General features: G+C 59.5%; 13 protein-coding genes. 6 read left to right on the top strand and 7 right to left on the bottom strand.

All coding sequences use genetic code 11. From position 1 onward, the window contains the following. Positions 1–23 precede the first annotated feature (23 nt). The 4 genes from IEX36_RS10320 to IEX36_RS10305 all read right to left on the bottom strand — a co-directional run bounded on the left by IEX36_RS10320 (position 24) and on the right by IEX36_RS10305 (position 5,435). Positions 24–3,206: an efflux RND transporter permease subunit gene (locus tag IEX36_RS10320; RefSeq protein ID WP_188759238.1), complete on the bottom strand. Its 3,183-nt coding sequence runs from the start codon at positions 3,204–3,206 to the stop codon at positions 24–26. A 253-nt stretch (positions 3,207–3,459) separates the two neighbouring features. Next, positions 3,460–4,038 carry a YceI family protein gene (locus IEX36_RS10315; RefSeq protein ID WP_188759237.1) on the bottom strand — a complete coding sequence of 193 codons (579 nt, stop codon included), beginning with the start codon at positions 4,036–4,038 and terminating at the stop codon, positions 3,460–3,462. Positions 4,039–4,167: 129 nt separating this feature from the next. Then, positions 4,168–4,872: a pirin family protein gene (locus IEX36_RS10310; RefSeq protein ID WP_188759236.1), complete on the bottom strand. Its 705-nt coding sequence runs from the start codon at positions 4,870–4,872 to the stop codon at positions 4,168–4,170. Between the two features lie 107 nt (positions 4,873–4,979). Beyond that, positions 4,980–5,435, bottom strand: coding sequence for a MarR family winged helix-turn-helix transcriptional regulator (locus tag IEX36_RS10305; protein WP_188759235.1), 456 nt, complete (start codon positions 5,433–5,435; stop codon positions 4,980–4,982). A gap of 739 nt (positions 5,436–6,174) precedes the next feature. Here IEX36_RS10305 and IEX36_RS10300 point away from each other — a divergent pair. Together IEX36_RS10300 and IEX36_RS10295 are read left to right on the top strand one after the other, a co-directional pair. Next, positions 6,175–6,447, top strand: coding sequence for a type II toxin-antitoxin system ParD family antitoxin (locus IEX36_RS10300; RefSeq protein ID WP_188759234.1), 273 nt, complete (start codon positions 6,175–6,177; stop codon positions 6,445–6,447). Further along, on the top strand, positions 6,440–6,742 hold the full coding sequence (locus IEX36_RS10295) for a type II toxin-antitoxin system RelE/ParE family toxin (protein ID WP_188759233.1): 303 nt from the start codon (positions 6,440–6,442) through the stop codon (positions 6,740–6,742). Before IEX36_RS10300 ends, IEX36_RS10295 begins: the two co-directional genes overlap by 8 nt. 6 nt (positions 6,743–6,748) lie before the next feature. On the opposite strand, the gene IEX36_RS10290 is transcribed toward IEX36_RS10295, so the two are convergent. Then, positions 6,749–8,956 carry an OPT family oligopeptide transporter gene (locus IEX36_RS10290; protein ID WP_188759232.1) on the bottom strand — a complete coding sequence of 736 codons (2,208 nt, stop codon included), beginning with the start codon at positions 8,954–8,956 and terminating at the stop codon, positions 6,749–6,751. Between the two features lie 441 nt (positions 8,957–9,397). Here IEX36_RS10290 and IEX36_RS10285 point away from each other — a divergent pair, with 441 nt between their 5' ends. Both IEX36_RS10285 and IEX36_RS10280 read left to right on the top strand, forming a co-directional pair. Then, positions 9,398–10,045, top strand: a complete 648-nt coding sequence (locus tag IEX36_RS10285) for a ComF family protein (protein ID WP_188759231.1) — start codon at positions 9,398–9,400, stop codon at positions 10,043–10,045. 14 nt (positions 10,046–10,059) lie between these two features. Then, positions 10,060–10,731, top strand: coding sequence for an HNH endonuclease (locus IEX36_RS10280; RefSeq protein WP_188759230.1), 672 nt, complete (start codon positions 10,060–10,062; stop codon positions 10,729–10,731). A 2-nt stretch (positions 10,732–10,733) separates the two neighbouring features. Here the strand turns inward: IEX36_RS10280 and murJ are convergent, their stop codons facing one another. Further along, the gene (gene murJ / locus IEX36_RS10275) at positions 10,734–12,452 is read right to left on the bottom strand and encodes a murein biosynthesis integral membrane protein MurJ (protein WP_229668861.1); all 1,719 of its coding nucleotides are present in this window, start codon (positions 12,450–12,452) and stop codon (positions 10,734–10,736) included. Positions 12,453–12,596: 144 nt separating this feature from the next. On the opposite strand from murJ, the gene IEX36_RS10270 reads away from it, so the two are divergent. Both IEX36_RS10270 and IEX36_RS10265 read left to right on the top strand, forming a co-directional pair. Continuing rightward, complete coding sequence (locus IEX36_RS10270) at positions 12,597–13,511, top strand: LysR family transcriptional regulator (RefSeq protein ID WP_188759229.1); 915 nt, start codon at positions 12,597–12,599, stop codon at positions 13,509–13,511. Positions 13,512–13,573: 62 nt separating this feature from the next. Further along, positions 13,574–14,506 (top strand): YeiH family protein, encoded by a 933-nt coding sequence (locus tag IEX36_RS10265; protein ID WP_188759228.1) that lies wholly within the window; start codon positions 13,574–13,576, stop codon positions 14,504–14,506. 388 nt (positions 14,507–14,894) lie between these two features. Here IEX36_RS10265 and IEX36_RS10260 read toward each other — a convergent pair whose 3' ends face one another. Next, positions 14,895–15,419, bottom strand: a complete 525-nt coding sequence (locus IEX36_RS10260; protein ID WP_188759227.1) for a MerR family transcriptional regulator — start codon at positions 15,417–15,419, stop codon at positions 14,895–14,897. Between the last annotated feature and the right edge of the window lie 4 nt (positions 15,420–15,423).

Here is a 15,423-nt window from a genome sequence, read left to right as displayed (position 1 = left end):
CCTCTTGATCTTCCATAGCGCCCTCAAATTCCCGCCATGTTCTCGTCTTGCTCTTCATATGCCAACTCTTCCCGCACGAGCTTTGTGTGCCGGTGCAGGAAGCTGAAGACTGCCGGTACAAACGTCAGCGTCGCTACCGTGGCGCACAGTAGTCCGCCGATAACGGCGCGGCCCAGCGGGGCATTTTGTTCGCCGCCCTCGCCTGCTCCCAGAGCCATTGGAATCATGCCGATGATCATCGCAAGCGCAGTCATAAGCACTGGCCGGAAGCGCGTCGAGCCCGCTTCAATCGCCGCAAGCGCCGAATCACCATGGTGTAACAACCGCTCCTTGGCGAAGGACACCACCAGGATGCTGTTCGCTGTCGCCACGCCCATGCACATAATCGCGCCCATCAGTGCGGGAACGCTGAGCGTGGTGTGCGTAGCGAAGAGGAAGAGGACAATTCCGGCCAGCGCTGCAGGCAGAGCCGTGATGATGATGAACGGATCGAGCCACGACTGGAAGTTCACCACGATCAGCAGGTACACCAGCACGATCGCAAAGCCAAGCCCGGCAAGCAGTCCAATGTAGGAGTGCTGCATCGTGGCGGCCTGTCCGCGTATCCGCATGAAGGTGCCACGCGGCAGCTCTTTGTTGTGTGCTGCGACGATCTTATCGATCTGTTTGCTCACCGCGCCCAGATCACGGCCCTCAACGTTGCCATAGATATCGAGCACGCGGCGGAGATTGTAGTGCGAGATCACAGGCATCTCGGTGCTGCGAGAGATGCTTGCCACGTCAGCCAGAATCTCCGGCTGCTTCGCGGTCGGCGACGCGATCGGGATATTCTCGAGATCGCTCATCGACTGGATGTCATACTGCGGAGCCTCCGCCAACATGCTGTAGTTCACACCATTCTTCTGGTTCAGGAAGAACATCGGAGCTGTCTGGGCGCTTCCGCTCAGAGTGTCCAACAGGCTCCCGCCGATATCCCGGAAGGTGTAGCCGCCCTGAGCAGCCTTCGTGCGATCCACATTGATCTTCAGCACCGGATAATCGTCCGGCTGTTGAATGCGCAGGTCGACCAGCCCAGGAACCTGCTGCATGTCTGCGAGCACCTTGTTGGCAACTATGCGGTTCGCTGCAATATCCGAGCCTTCAAACTGCACGTCGATCGGCGATGGCAGACCAAAGTTCAGGACCTGCGTCACAATGTCCGACGGCAAAAAGTAGAAGGTTACGCCGGGAAACTCTCTCGATAGCGTCTTGCGCAGGTCTTCGACGTACCCTTCCGTCGGATGGTGCTCCGGCTTCAGCGAGACCAGAATGTCTGCATCGCCCGCTCCGATCAACCCCGAAGTCGAGTGCTGAAAGTTCATCGGACTATACGGCAGCCCAATGTTATCGAGGATGTTGTCCATCTCTCGCTCAGGCACTGTCTTGCGAATGCTTTGCTCCACCAGGTCGCACAGCCGCGCTGTCTCTTCGATCCTGGTGCCACTCTTCGCACGCAGATGCAGGATGAACGACCCATTGTCGGAGCTCGGAAAGAAGTTCTGCCCAAGATACGGCGCCAGCAGAAACGTCACGGCGCACAGAGCAAGAAACACCGGGATGAAGACTTTGCGCGCCTTCACCAGACGTTCCAGCACACCAAGATACCAGCTACGTATGCGCTCAAATCCGCGCTCGAACGAACGTTGAAAGCGCGCGAAGATGTTCCGCGAAGGCGCAACCCGTGTGTCATGTACCTTCAGCAGATACATCGCCATCGTCGGCACCAGCGTGCGCGACAGAACGTACGAGGCCAGCATGGCGAAGACCACCGCTTCCGCCAGCGGCACAAATAGATATCGCGAGACGCCGCTCAGGAAGAACATCGGCAGAAACACAATGCAGATGCACAGCGTTGAAACCAGTGCCGGTACGGCGATCTGAGCTGCGCCTTCAAGAATCGCGCCGTGCAGGTCGCGGCCTTCTTCCAGGTAGCGCTCGATGTTTTCAATCGTCACCGTCGCGTCATCCACCAGGATGCCGACCGCAAGCGCCAGACCACCCAGAGTCATGATGTTGATCGTCTGGCCAAGCAGGCCCAGCACAATCAGCGACGACAAGATTGACAGCGGAATCGAGACTGCAATGATGAGCGTGCTGCGCCAGCTTCCCAGAAACAGCAGGATCATCAGGCCGGTCAACACCGCGGCAATCACCGCCTCGCGCACTACGCCCTCAATTGACGCCCGCACGAAGATTGACTGATCGCCAATCTCCTTGATCACCAGGTTCGGCGGCACCATGGTCCTGACTCGCGGTAGCACCGCCTTCACGCCATTGACCACGCGCAGCGTCGAGGCGTTGCCTGATTTCAGGATGCTGATGAGCACGCCACGGTGCCCATCCTGCCGCACCACGTTTGTCTGCGGAATTGACCCATCGCTTACCGTTGCAACGTCATGAATATAGATGGTGGCGCCGTTTACCTGCTTGATCGGCAGATTGCTGATGCCCTCGATGGTTGCTGGAGTCGAGTTCACCCGCACGTCGTACTCATTCATGCCGATCTTCACCGTGCCGGATGGCTCCACGATGTTCTGCACAGCCATCGCGTTCAACACGTCCAGCGGTGAAAGCCCCTTCGCCTGCAGCCGCTTCGGATCAAGGTTCAGTATGACGGAACGCTGCTTGCCACCATAGACATTCGGCACGACTGCCCCGGCCACAGTCACCAGTTGTGGCCGAATAAAGTTAAGACCGTAATCGTTGAGCTGTTGCTCGGAGAGCCCCTTGCCCGAAAGCCCTAATTGCAGAATCGGCACGCTCGACGCGCTGAAGTTGATGATCTCCGGAGGCTCAATGCCCGGCGGCAGGCTCTTCAGCATAAACTGCGAAACGCTGGAAACCTGCGCGTTCGCCGTGTCGACGCTCGCGCCCGGCTGCAGATAAATCTTCACCACCACGATGCCCGATACCGTGGTCGACTCGATGTGTTCGATGTTGTCGACCAGCGCTGTCAGCGCCTTCTCATACGGCGTGGTCAGGCGGCCTTCCAGCTCCTCCGGGTTCAGCCCGTTATACTGCCACGCTACCGAGATCACCGGAATATTGATGTCGGGGAAGATGTCTGTCGGCGTGTTCAGAATGACCACGGGCGCCGCAATCAGAATCAGGATCGCCAGAACAATAAACGTGTACGGCCGGGTCAGGGCGAGTTTAACGATCCACATACGTCGAGGCCTCTGGCGATTGCGCGCGTTGCTTCTTTCAGGGTAAGCCAGCAGAGGTCGTTGCTGGATACCGCCAATAGAAACACCATTTCTAATTAGTCTAAACTTTGGATGATTCCCGGTCTGAAAACCGACCAAACAGATCGATAAACGAACGCCCGGATTCCGCTAATTTTAGGCTCTTAAAGAAGAACGCCCATCCCCTGCGCAAAGTTTCACGCGGCGGATGGGCGATGAGCAACGAGAGCCTGTTTTACTGGTCGGCTTCAACATCAATCGTGATCTGTACCTCGTCGCCGAGCATGGCCGCAGCGTACTTCGGCGCAAAGTTGAAGTCGCTGCGTTTGATGGTTCCTGTAGCCGAAAGCCCAATCACTGTCTTGCCGCCCATGCCCTTCTGCGGAGCCGTCGGGCCGTCTACATCCAGTGTCACACTCTTCGTTACGCCGGCTAGTGTCAGGTCGCCTGTCACCTGGAGCTTACCGTTCGCGCGCTTTATCGAGGTGGATTTGAATGTGATCGTCGGGTACTTCTCCACATTGAAGAAGTTCGCCGACTTCAGGTCCTTGTCACGATAGTCGTTGTTGGTGTTTACGGTCGTGGCATCGAGCGTCGCATTCACACTCGACTTGCTCAGATCGTTGCTGTTCCACACAACCGTGCCCTTCACTCCGCTGATCGCACCGCGCACCGTGCTCACGCCCATGTGCTTGATGCTGAAGCTGCTCTCTGCGTGGTTGGTGTCGATCGTCCAGGTCGTGCTCTGCGCGAAGGCGGCCGTTCCCGTCAAAAGCAGCACCGAAAGTGCTGCTGAGAAGATTCTGCGATTCATACTCTCTCCCTTGAATTAGTTGCTTCTAAAACCCTGATTGCTGCTGTTGTTTTGCATTACTTCCATCCCGTCGCGAAGTCTGCATTCCCGGGTGACCCTCCATCGCGCCCTTCGCGATGGAGGAAATCCTCACGCCAGATCAAACAGAAGCACTTCGCTGTTCTCCGCGCCTGTTGCGGCTACGGTCAACTCCTGCTCGTCGTCCAGAGCCACGGCGTCGCCGGCGTTCAGCTGCTTGCCATTGGCCGTTACTTCGCCGCGAACCACCTGCAGCCAGGCGTGGCGCGCACTGCCCAGCGGATACGTCAGGCTCTTGCCCGGTGTCAGTTCCGCAACCGAGATCTTCGCGTCCTGATGCATCGTTGCTGCACCGGCCGGCGGATTCGGCGAGGCCAGCACCTTGAAGCGGTTCAGCTTCTCTTCCGGCTCGAACTTGTACTGTTCGTACGCCGGAGTGAGGCCGCGCGTCTCCGGGATGATCCAGATCTGCAGCAGATGAACCGGCTCCGTCTCCGACGGGTTGAACTCGCTGTGCACCACTCCGGTTCCAGCCGACATCTTCTGGATCTCGTTCGCACCAAGAGTCTCCGTGTGCCCCATGCTGTCCTTGTGTGCAAGCTGGCCGCTCAGGACATAAGTCAGGATCTCCATATCGCGATGCGGATGAGCCCCAAAACCGCGTCCCTTCTCGATCCAGTCCTCATTAATCACACGCAGCGACCGATACCCCATGTGCTCGGCATCGTAGTAGTTCGCAAACGAAAACGAGTGGTACGAGTCCAGCCAGCCATGGTCGGCATGGCCCCTTTCATTGCTCTTGCGAATCGTCAACATAATTGTTCCTCCATCTGCGCCGCAAAATCGCGGTCGCCGTTGCTTCTGCGCCTGCTCTTCCAGCTCGTCATTCCCGCAAAGGAAACCTGCTTTTCATCTGGCTACCGTCAACTTTTGCCAGTGGCCTCCTTCGCACGAAAACCGAGCTTCTTCATCCCTTCATAAATCGCCCTTCGTTCTGCATCCGAAAGGCCCTCCACAAGAAAATCCAGGTCACGCTCATGCCTGGCATAAATCCCGCTAATGAACTTCCGTCCAGCAGCAGTCAGTTCCACATACCGCACCCGCCGGTCGCTGTCGCAGGTCTTCCGCACGACCAGCTCACGTTCCTCCAGCCGGTCGATCGCCGAGGTCATCGAAGCACTGGTCAACAGCACCTTCTCACCAATCGCCGAGATGGTCAGCGGTCCCTTGTGCAGCAGCACCTCCAGCACCATGAAGTCACTCATCCCGATCCCTAACCCGCTCATGCGCGTCTCGACGTAAGCCGCAATCGAGCGGTGCGCCTTCATCATGACCAGCCACAGCCGGTCGGCTGAGATACGTTGTGCATTGCTCTTCATCTCAACTCCTACGACATCAGATATCTCGATATCGAGATAAGATTCAAAAGTTATAAATCTCTCAGTGCCGCAATTTCGCGTCTCAGCTAAAAGAAAGAAAATAGCGACCCTGATCCATAAAGCGGACGCGGGTCGCTAACTTGTGTTACGGTTTTCGAAAGCCTACTTCTTGGGGTTAGAGATAGGCACGCGTTCGTGTTCCGTCGTACGAGGATGCCGGATGGCATACTCGGGAGTTACGAAACGCCCCGTAATTGCACTGCGATCTATGGGTTTTGTCGGAATCGACTTTGCCATTGGTCATACTCCAGTGTGGGCATCTCCGCCCACCGGCTAATGGTGAATGGTGGCGCTCCGGCCTAGGTGGTGAGACACCTTGGTCGGGGCGGTGCCGCTGCCTGTCCCCAATGAGACAAGAATCTTCAAAAACAAATCTTGACAGGAAGCCACGAGAAGGGGATACTGGGGGTCGTTCAACGTCTGTACCCCAACTAATGGTGCCCGAAACCTATACTACCTATCCGTAGTATAGGTTTTCCCGTTTGCATCAGGCAGTTGTGAAAGTACCGCGTTAGGTGGGGTGTGTCAAGCATGAACGGGAAAAATGAGTGAGTTGCACTCACATTGGTGAAACCAACCCATATCTTGCTGGAAAGTTGGCGGACTTGGTTGTTCCGTGTCTCTTATTGCCAATTATTGCCAATCGGCCTATGATGGCTCGAATGGAGGCCATGAGCTCATGCCCACCCGCAATATCAATCTCACTCCAGAGATGGACGGCTTCGTCGATGCCAAGATCCGAAGCGGCCAATACGCCAACGCCAGCGAAGTGCTCCGCGCTGGCCTGAGGGCGCTGGAGGAGGACGAACGGGAGGACCAGGCAAAGCTGGAGGCCATCCGTGCCGCCGTCCAGGCCGGTGAGGCGAGCGGGGTCGCCGAAGGGGACGTTCTGAGCGAAATTCGCGAGCGCATCCGAAGACGGGCCTTGGCGACAGGAAGGTCTGTTGCCTGAATACCGGCTCTCCAAACTGGCCCGGCTCGATCTGATAGAGATTGCCGACTATACGGTGGACACCTGGGGCCAAAAGCAAGCTACCTCCTACCTTGACGGACTCTTTGCCTGCTTCGGCCGCATTGCTCAATCGCCGGAGATGGGCAGGACGTGCAACAGGATTCGGCCAGGTTATCGTCGCGTGGAACATGAGAAGCACGTTGTCATCTATCGCGCCGAAGCCTCCGGCATCTTTATCAGCCGGGTTCTCCATCAGCGCATGCTTCCACGCCATCAGATCTTTGAAGATGTCTAAGTAGAATCACTCTTCCTTATTCAAAGGCTTACGGGCAAAGTAGAAGAGCGAGTAAGCCAGCAGCGCAAACATCACCACACTCACCCAGTCGTGGTGCAGCGGGTTGTGATCGCTGAACCGCGGGAAGGCCTTCTCCGTCGCCGCCTCATACAGCTTGATGCAGACACCAATCAGCCCCACAATTCCACCGGCCGCAATCAGTCCCGAGGCATACAGGTTCCCTGGACTAATCTCAGATTCACCCTCCGCTTCCGGGTTGTCGCGCTTCACAGCCCAGTCCACCAACCACCGCACCAGGCCGCCAATAAAGATAGCCAGCGTCGTAGCAATGCTGAGATAAGCCCCCACCGCCAGCGTCAGCGACCGGATGCCCAGCATCTCCACCGTAATCACCAGCGCCACACCGAGCAGCACCAGCGCCCACGGCAACTTCCGGCTCAGGATGCCGTTGATGACGGTGGCCATCAGCCGTCCCTGCGGGGCCGCCGCCTTCTCGCTCCCAATGCCCTGGTTCCACTGAATCTCAATCTTCCCTGTCGCGGGATTGTAGAGATACTTGCCGTCGGCCAGCGTCGCCGACCCGATCGCATTCAACACAATATACTTTCCGGCATCCGACACCTCGCCGTTGATCCCGCCGCTCTCATCCCGTGACGAAAGGGCAAAGTGATCGCGCTTGAAGTGGCCCTTGCTCTCGACGCCGTCCGGCAGGTGGTCCAGCGACAGCGTGATTGGGGCGGGCATGCGCAAAAACTCCTCCAGCCCTTTATTCATCGCGTTCAGCGTCGCGCCGACAGAAAAGATCGAGACGACCACCCCCACCATAATCGCGAGCTGCTGCTTCCACGGAGTCGCACCGATCAGGTAGCCAGTCTTCAAATCCTGCGAAGTATCGCCAGCATTCGAAGCCGCAATGCAAACGACTCCGCCAATCGTAATCGCCAGCGCACCAAACGCCGGAGCGGTCCAGCCCTTGACCAGAAAGATCGCCGCCGTAGCCATCAATGTGGCAATCGTCATCCCCGAGACCGGCGAAGCCGAACTGCCGACAATCCCCACAATCCGCGAGCTCACCGTGACAAACAAAAACCCAAACACCACCACCAGCAGCGCCGCCGCGAAGTTCGCCATCGCGCTCACCTGCGCTCCCGGTACCGGCTTGAACTCCAGAAACAAAAACATCAGCAGCACCAGCACCACCGACCCGCCCATCACAACCGAAGGCGGCAGATCATGCTCAATCCGCGAAGGCCGCTCCTTCGCCGCGGCATTCTTCGCGCCGATGTTCCGCAATCCCTGCGTCAGCGCGCCAAAGATCGTCGGCGCAGTTCTGAGCAGCGTAATCAGTCCGGCAGCCGCGACGGCGCCCGCACCCATGGGCCGCACATACGTTCCCCAAAGGTCCGACGGAGACATGTCCTTAATCGGTACCGTCCCCGGATACAGCGGCGTCGTCAGGTGCGAGCCAAAGAAGTAGATCGCCGGCATCAGCACCAGCCACGAAAACACGCCCCCGGCGAGCATAATCGCCGACACCCGCAGCCCGATAATGTACCCCACGCCGAGATACTCCGACGTGCAATCCGCACGAATAGCCGAGCCCTTCAGCAGATGCTGGTCGCCGTAGTTCGGCTCGTAGTTCGGCTGACTAGGCCAAAGCGCAAACAGATTGTCGTTCTGAAACAGCGTATAAAGCCCGCCCAGCCCCAGCCCCAAAAATACACGCGAAGCAAACGACCCGCCGCGCTCGCCCGCCATCAGCACATCGGCGCAAGCCGTGCCCTCCGGATACACCAGGTTGTCCGCCTCCTCCACAATCAACTGCCTTCGCAGGGGAATCATGAACAGCACGCCGAGCCATCCGCCAAACAGCGCCAGCGCAAAGATGCGCGTTGACTCCAGATCGAAGCCGAGAAAGATCAGAGCAGGCAGCGTGAAGATCACGCCCGAGGCAATCGACTGCCCCGCATTTCCTGTGCTCTGCACAATATTGTTCTCAAGAATGCTTGACCGCCCAAACGCCCGCAGGATCGAGATCGAGAGCACCGAGATCGGGATCGAAGCAGCAACCGTCAGCCCAGCGCGCAGCCCGACATACACGGTCACTGCGCCAAAGAGCACGCCAAAGATCGAGCCCAGAATCAGCGCGCGTACAGTCAGCTCCGGCCGCGTTACGGTCGCCGGAACAAAGGGTTTAAAGCCTACAGATGCCATGTCGAAACAATCTCTCCGCTCAGGGCGCCGGTTCCAGCGCCGATTGAGTGTACCAGCCATGACGCCTGCGCGTGTACCACTGCATATTGACGCCCTCCACCTGCCGAGGACTATACTTCAGGCAATGGCGTGGGAGCCGCCCACCGCCAGCGAGTGAGGTGCGTCTTCAGCTCATGCTTGAATGACAATGCGCTCGGAAGCCTTACCGGAGCCCCACCCGGTATGCCGCTCAGTGGTGCGGTGCGAAATCTGCTTCAAAGGCCGGGACGGGTGGTCCGGGCCATGCTGGACGACCTGTCTACAACTTTCTTTCCAACTGATTGCAGAGTATGTGCCGGACCGCTCGTTCGTGCCAGTGCGGTTCCGGTCTGCGAGGGATGCGTCGATGCAATTCTGCCGCAGTCTGCGGCGCTGTGCAGGGTGTGTGGGGAAGCTCTTGATATGGAAAGTGTGCGGTATGCGGGGCAGTTTCCCGTTGAAGGGCTGCTCTGCTCCCCTTGCCGCATGGTTGCGCCTCCGTTTGAGCGCGCCGTGGCCTACACCATCTATCAGGATGAGACCCGCGAGATGGTCCATCTGCTCAAGTACGAGCGAATGCGCTCGCTTGCGATGCCGCTCGGCACGCTGTTGGCGCGAGCTATCGAAACGCTCGAAGACCAGGCAGGCCGCGATCTCGTCATCGTCGCAGTGCCGCTGTTTTCCTCCCGCGAACGTCAGCGAGGCTACAACCAGAGCGTGCTCCTGGCCGAATCCGCGCTCAAAGAACTCCGCCGCACAAGGCCAGCGTGGAAGCTCGTAGCCGCGCACAGCACCTTGCGCCGTGTGAAGAACACACAAAGCCAGTTCTCGCTCACGCCAAAAGGACGCAGGAGAAATCTGCAAGGCGCATTTGCCGTGGCGCACGAGCAGCCGATTAAAGGCCGCGAGGTCCTGTTGGTGGACGACATCTACACCACCGGAGCCACGGCGCGCGCATGTGCGAGTGTGCTCAAGCGAGCGGGAGCAACAAAAGTTTGGGTAGCGACAGTATCGCGGGCGCAGCCAGAGATGATTGCAGCCTGGGACATGGAGACCCACGAACGAAACTGAGGCCGGAGGAAGCAATGCATTCGGGAAAACTGGGCAAGATGGGCAAGCATGGGCACAACGCGAAGCGCCACCTCGGACATGCAGGACACGCCCACGGACACGCATCGTCTCCGTCTGAAGCCGACCCTCGCATAGGCGTCTTTCGCCAACCGGCCATGCAGACGCCGGTCCTCGTCCTCAATGCCTCCTATGAGCCGATTAATATTTGTGGCGCACGCCGCGCACTTGTCCTCGTGCTCAAAGGTGTCGCCCGTACGGAAGAAGCGCAGGGAGCTACGCTCCATGCCGCGCGTATGGCGATTGCCATGCCCAGCGTCATCCGCCTGCTGGAGTATCGCCGCATCCCGCACCAGACGCGCGCTCTCTCGCGCAAGAACATCCTGCTCCGCGACCGCAACGCCTGCCAGTACTGCAATATAGTTCTGACGGCCAGCGAACTGACGCTCGACCACGTGATCCCGCGTTCGCGCGGCGGCCTCTCCACGTGGGAGAACCTCGTCGCCTGCTGCCACGACTGCAACCGCCGCAAGGGCAACCAGCTGCTGCACGAGCTGACCGATATGAAGCTCCAGCGCGAGCCGCGCCCGTTTACGCTCCACACCTCGCGCCACATCATGCGCATGATCGGCAGCGCCGACGCCACCTGGCGCAAGTATCTCTACTTCGAAACCGAACCCGCCGCCTGAACCTATCTTCGTGAGAGCAGCTGACGCGGCAGCTTCGAGCCAGTCAGCATCAGCGCGCCCCATGAGAGTGCTGCCCAGACGACGCTTGCCGCCGCAATGATGAGCGCATCGCCCAGATACGCGCGTGGAACATGGACAGAGTGCGCCACGATGATGAGCAGGTTGCCTAGATGTCCGTGTGAAACGTGGACATAGCGCACCACGGCTGTCACTCCGGCAAAGCTGATGAGCGCAGCCAGCAGCGAGCGTGCAAGCTCTCCGCCCTCAAGCCCCGTGATGGGTACAAGCTTGCGCCGGTGCAACAGCACAGCCAGCGTGACAGTCTGGGTCACGATGCCCACGTCCGACGCGATGGCCAGCCCCGCCATACCGACCGAGTGGAAGAAGTAGCGGTAGATCGGAATCGAGACGAGCGTGATGATCGACCCGGCGACGGCTGGCGTCAGCGTATTGCGCGCAGCGTAGAAGGCGCGTGCGTAGATGCCCTGCGAGGTCCATAGCGCAAGCGTGATGGCGAAGATGGCGAAGTACTGTGCCGTGTCGGCGGCATCCAGGCGGCTGTAGTGCCCTCCGCGAAACAGATCGACGATGGGCGCGGCGAGTGCAATCATCCAGGCCGCGGCGATCAGCGACGCGCAGAACACACGTGAGACAGCGCGGTTCACCGCTCCTGAGAAGTCGCCGAGGCGCCGCTGGCTGAACAGGGTCGAGAAGAACGGCAGCGACGCAGCCCCGGCAGCCTGGCCCAGGATGCCCATTGGAGCATTGAAAAGCGCCTTGGCGACGTTCAGGTGAGTGACGCCACCGTTATCGAAAGAAGCGAAGGTGCTCAGTATCCACTTGTCCGCCGTCACCAGCGAGACGCCGATCATCAGTGGCAGCGACAGCTTCAGCCACTCGATAAACGCCGGATGCCGCAGGTTGAAGATCGGGTAATAGCGCAGTCCGATGCGTCGCGCGCCAAAGGCGTTGAGCGCCGCCGGGCCGAGAATGACTCCGGCCAGCACGCCGATCGCCAGCGAGTAGATGCCGAACCGCCGCGCGAGGAACACGGCCCCGAAGATAATGCCGAGGTTGTAGATGAGCGGCGTAATGGCCTGATAGATGAAGATTTTGCGCACCAGCAGCTTCGATCCGATGACGCCGCCGATGAAAAAGAAAAGTTGCGCGGGCAGCAGCAGCCGCGTCAGCGAGGTAGTGAGGGCGGCTTTCGCCGGAGGGAAGCCGTGAAACTTCCAGTGAACATAGATAGGCGCGAAGAATTCGGCCAGCAGGACTGCGGCGCCGAAGACGATAATCATCGCGTTGAGAACGGCGGAGATGGCGCGGTCGCCGCCCTCTTCGTCGCCTGCCGCGCGATAGCGGTCGAGAATCGTGACCAGAGAAATCGACGCAACGCCGCCGACCAGAAAATAGGCGAGCATGTCAGGCAGCTCAAAGGCAGCGTAGTAGGCGTCGGCCTGCGGCCCTGCCCCGAAGATGTGGTTGAGGATCTTTAACTTGACCAGGCCCAGCACGCCGGAGCAAAGCGTCGAGACCATGATGAGCAGCGTGGCCGAGTACGCCGAGTGCTTCGCTGAAGGCCGCAGCCACGAAAACAATCCCTGGCTCGGGGTCGGAATATTCTGGATCGCTGCTTCAGGCGTCGGTTCGGGCGTGAGTTCAGGCTCAAGCTCCGGGCCATTTTGCGGGGTCGTGTTGGAGTCTGGAGTCGATGGCAAGGGTGGGGAGTCTCGTTTGTTCAGAGCAGTAGCTTTGGTTGATTCTATCGGGTGTGCGCTTCGGGGGCTTATGCTCGTGAGGTAGCGGGTGTGGTTCGCCCTCGGCAATATCAATGGGCTATCAGTGCGGTGAGGAGCGAGGGATTGGAGAACTTTCGGCTGAGGGTCTTTCGTGCGGTGGCGGACGAGATGAGTTTCCGCAAGGCGGCCGAGTTGTTGCATCTGAGCCAGCCCGCGGTCAGCCAGCAGATCCGCGCGCTCGAAGAAGAGGCAGGTGTCCGCCTCTTCGACCGCGGCGCAGGCGAAGGCCACGGCACGCAGATTGCTCTCACCGAAGCCGGCCGTGTTCTGTTGCGCTATGCAAAGAAGGCCGCCGCGACCATGGACGAAGCTCGCCATGCACTGGCTGCGCTCCAAAGCGGCGTGACCGGCGACCTGCACCTGGGGGCCTCGACGACCGTGGCGCAGTATGTCCTTCCGCGCATCCTCGGCGCGTTCCTGCGCCAGTATCCACAGGTGGAGCTCTCTCTAATCAGCGGCAACACAGAACACATCGTGGAAGCGGTTGCCGAAGAGAAGATCGCACTTGGCATCATCGAAGGCCCGGCCATGCGGCGCGAGGTCAAGACCGAACGCATGACGCAGGACGAGATGGTGCTGATTGTGAATCCCAACCATCCCTGGGCAAAGGCTGGCGCAATCTCCCCTGGAGAGCTAGCCAGCGCCCCCATGCTTCTGCGCGAGCGAGGCTCCGGTTCACGCCGCGTGGTCGAGCGCGCATTGAAGCAGGCCGGCCTCCCGCTCCGCTCACTGCGCGTGGCGATGGATCTCGACTCGACCGAGGCCATCGTCTCCGGTGTCGAGGCAGAGTTAGGCGTAGGCTTCGTCTCTCGCTTCGCCATCGGCAAGGCGCGACGGCTCGGCACAGTGCGCGTGGTGCGGGTCAAGGGCCTGGAGATTGTGCGCGATTTCAGCTTTGTCTGGCTCGCCGGCACTGAGACCCATGGAGCAGCGGCAGCGTTTCAGCGCTTTGCCCAGGATAATCATGCCGATAAGTAATTCTTATCGGTAATTCAAAACTCCGTCTCGACTATGCACGGCGACACGGCCATGCTGAGTACATGGTACGGACGCTCTTCTTCATCGGCATCATCGTTTCAGCCAGCGGTCTGATAGGGCCTCCGCTCGCACTGGCCCTGGGGTTGGTTTACGGATTGACGACAGTGCACACGTTTCACTCCGAGAGCCGCGGCCTGTCGAAGTTCCTCCTGCAGGCGGCGGTGGTCTGCCTGGGCTTCGGTATGAACCTGAAGGAAGTCGTACACGCGGGGCGGTCGGGCTTCATGTACACCGCCATCAGCATCACATTTGTGCTCAGCCTGGGGATTCTTCTGGGAAAGCTGCTCAAGGTAGGTAAGACGCAGTCTCTGCTGATCAGTTGCGGTACGGCGATCTGCGGCGGCAGTGCTATCGCTGCTATGGCTCCGATTGTTCAGGCTGATGACGAGGAGATGGCGGTCTCTCTCGGTACGGTGTTTGTGTTGAACTCCGTCGCTCTCCTCCTGTTCCCGTTCATCGGCTGGCGTCTGCATCTCTCGCAGACACAGTTCGGTCTCTGGGCGGCGCTGGCGATTCACGACACGAGTTCCGTCGTCGGTGCCGGAGCAAAATACGGCAACATCGCGTTGGCTGTGGCGACTACAGTAAAGCTCGCCCGCGCACTGTGGATTGTGCCGCTGGCCATCGCAACGGCCATGATGAAGAAGAGCAAGGCGAAGATCAACTGGCCCTGGTTCATCCTCTACTTCTGCCTGGCCGCGGTGGTGGCGACCTATCTGCCGCGCTACATTCCGCAATCAGTCGGTGCGCTGGCTTCGCTCAGCCATCTTGGCAAGGTAGCTTTGACGGTGGTGTTGTTCCTGATCGGTACCGGAATCACGCGCAACACGTTACGCGAAGTTGGCGTAAGGCCCATGGTTCAAGGTGTTGCGCTTTGGATCGTCATCGCCACGCTGTCGCTGTGGGCTATCCACACGGGCTGGATTGCGTTGTAACGCTACTCGTCGCGTCGCGGCGGCTGCATTGCGACGTGAGCGCTACTCTCGCTCGGTTCAGTCCAGTGCTTCCAGGAATCTTCTGTGCGAGCGGGCCGAGGATGGTGTGTCAGGGATGACAGTGAGAGTCCCGCAACCGTGAAGCTGACCATCTGGCGTTGGCTGCAGCGCAGACACCGCACCGGGTAGCGCATCAGGAACAACTGCCAGAAGTCCTCCCCACGCAGCCGCGACCTGCGAAAGCTCTGGCCAGAGCAGTACTGGCATTGAATCGGCAAAGCCCCTCCCCCTGCATTGAGGTTGACGGTCTTGCGCGCGCCCGACCGGGAGCGGTGTTTTCTGTTGGAACGGCCCGCAGTCGGATTCGAAGAATCGGGTGCGCCCATAGCTAGAGCTTTCTATCTTCCGGGGATAGCGACATATCAAACAGTCCTGCAGTTGTGCGTCGTGGCGCAGCAGGCGGACGCGGAGCGCGAATAGGCTGCACCGCCCTCCGCGCCGTGGCCGGCTTTGAAAGCAGATCGAGAAGATCGCGGAGTTCCTTTTGCAGCTTGCGCAACGAACGCGCATCTCCACCGGCGTTGGTAGCGTCAGCAATGCCAAGCGCCAGTTGCGGCTCTTTCTGCTTCGTCTCCAGCTTAAAGGCCTGCCGCGCGCCTGGGATGGTATAGCCCTCGGAGTAGAGCAGCGACTTGATGCGCAATGCTGTCTCGACATCACGGCGACGATACAGCCGCTGACCGGTGCCTCCCTTGTGCGGTTTCAGGTTAGGAAACTCGCTCTCCCAGAAGCGCAGCACGTACGCAGGAACATCCACCAATCGGGCAACTTCGCCGATGCGGAAGTAGAGCTTGTCCGGAATCTCGGCCCCGGAGGGTGGTGACGATCTGCGGATTGGCTGGTGCTGCGCCATGCCA

It is taken from the genome of Edaphobacter acidisoli (genome assembly GCF_014642855.1).
Lineage (GTDB): Bacteria > Acidobacteriota > Terriglobia > Terriglobales > Acidobacteriaceae > Edaphobacter > Edaphobacter acidisoli.
The sequence above is the reverse complement of the archived record's forward strand: the minus strand, read 5'-3'. Positions and strand labels throughout refer to the sequence as shown.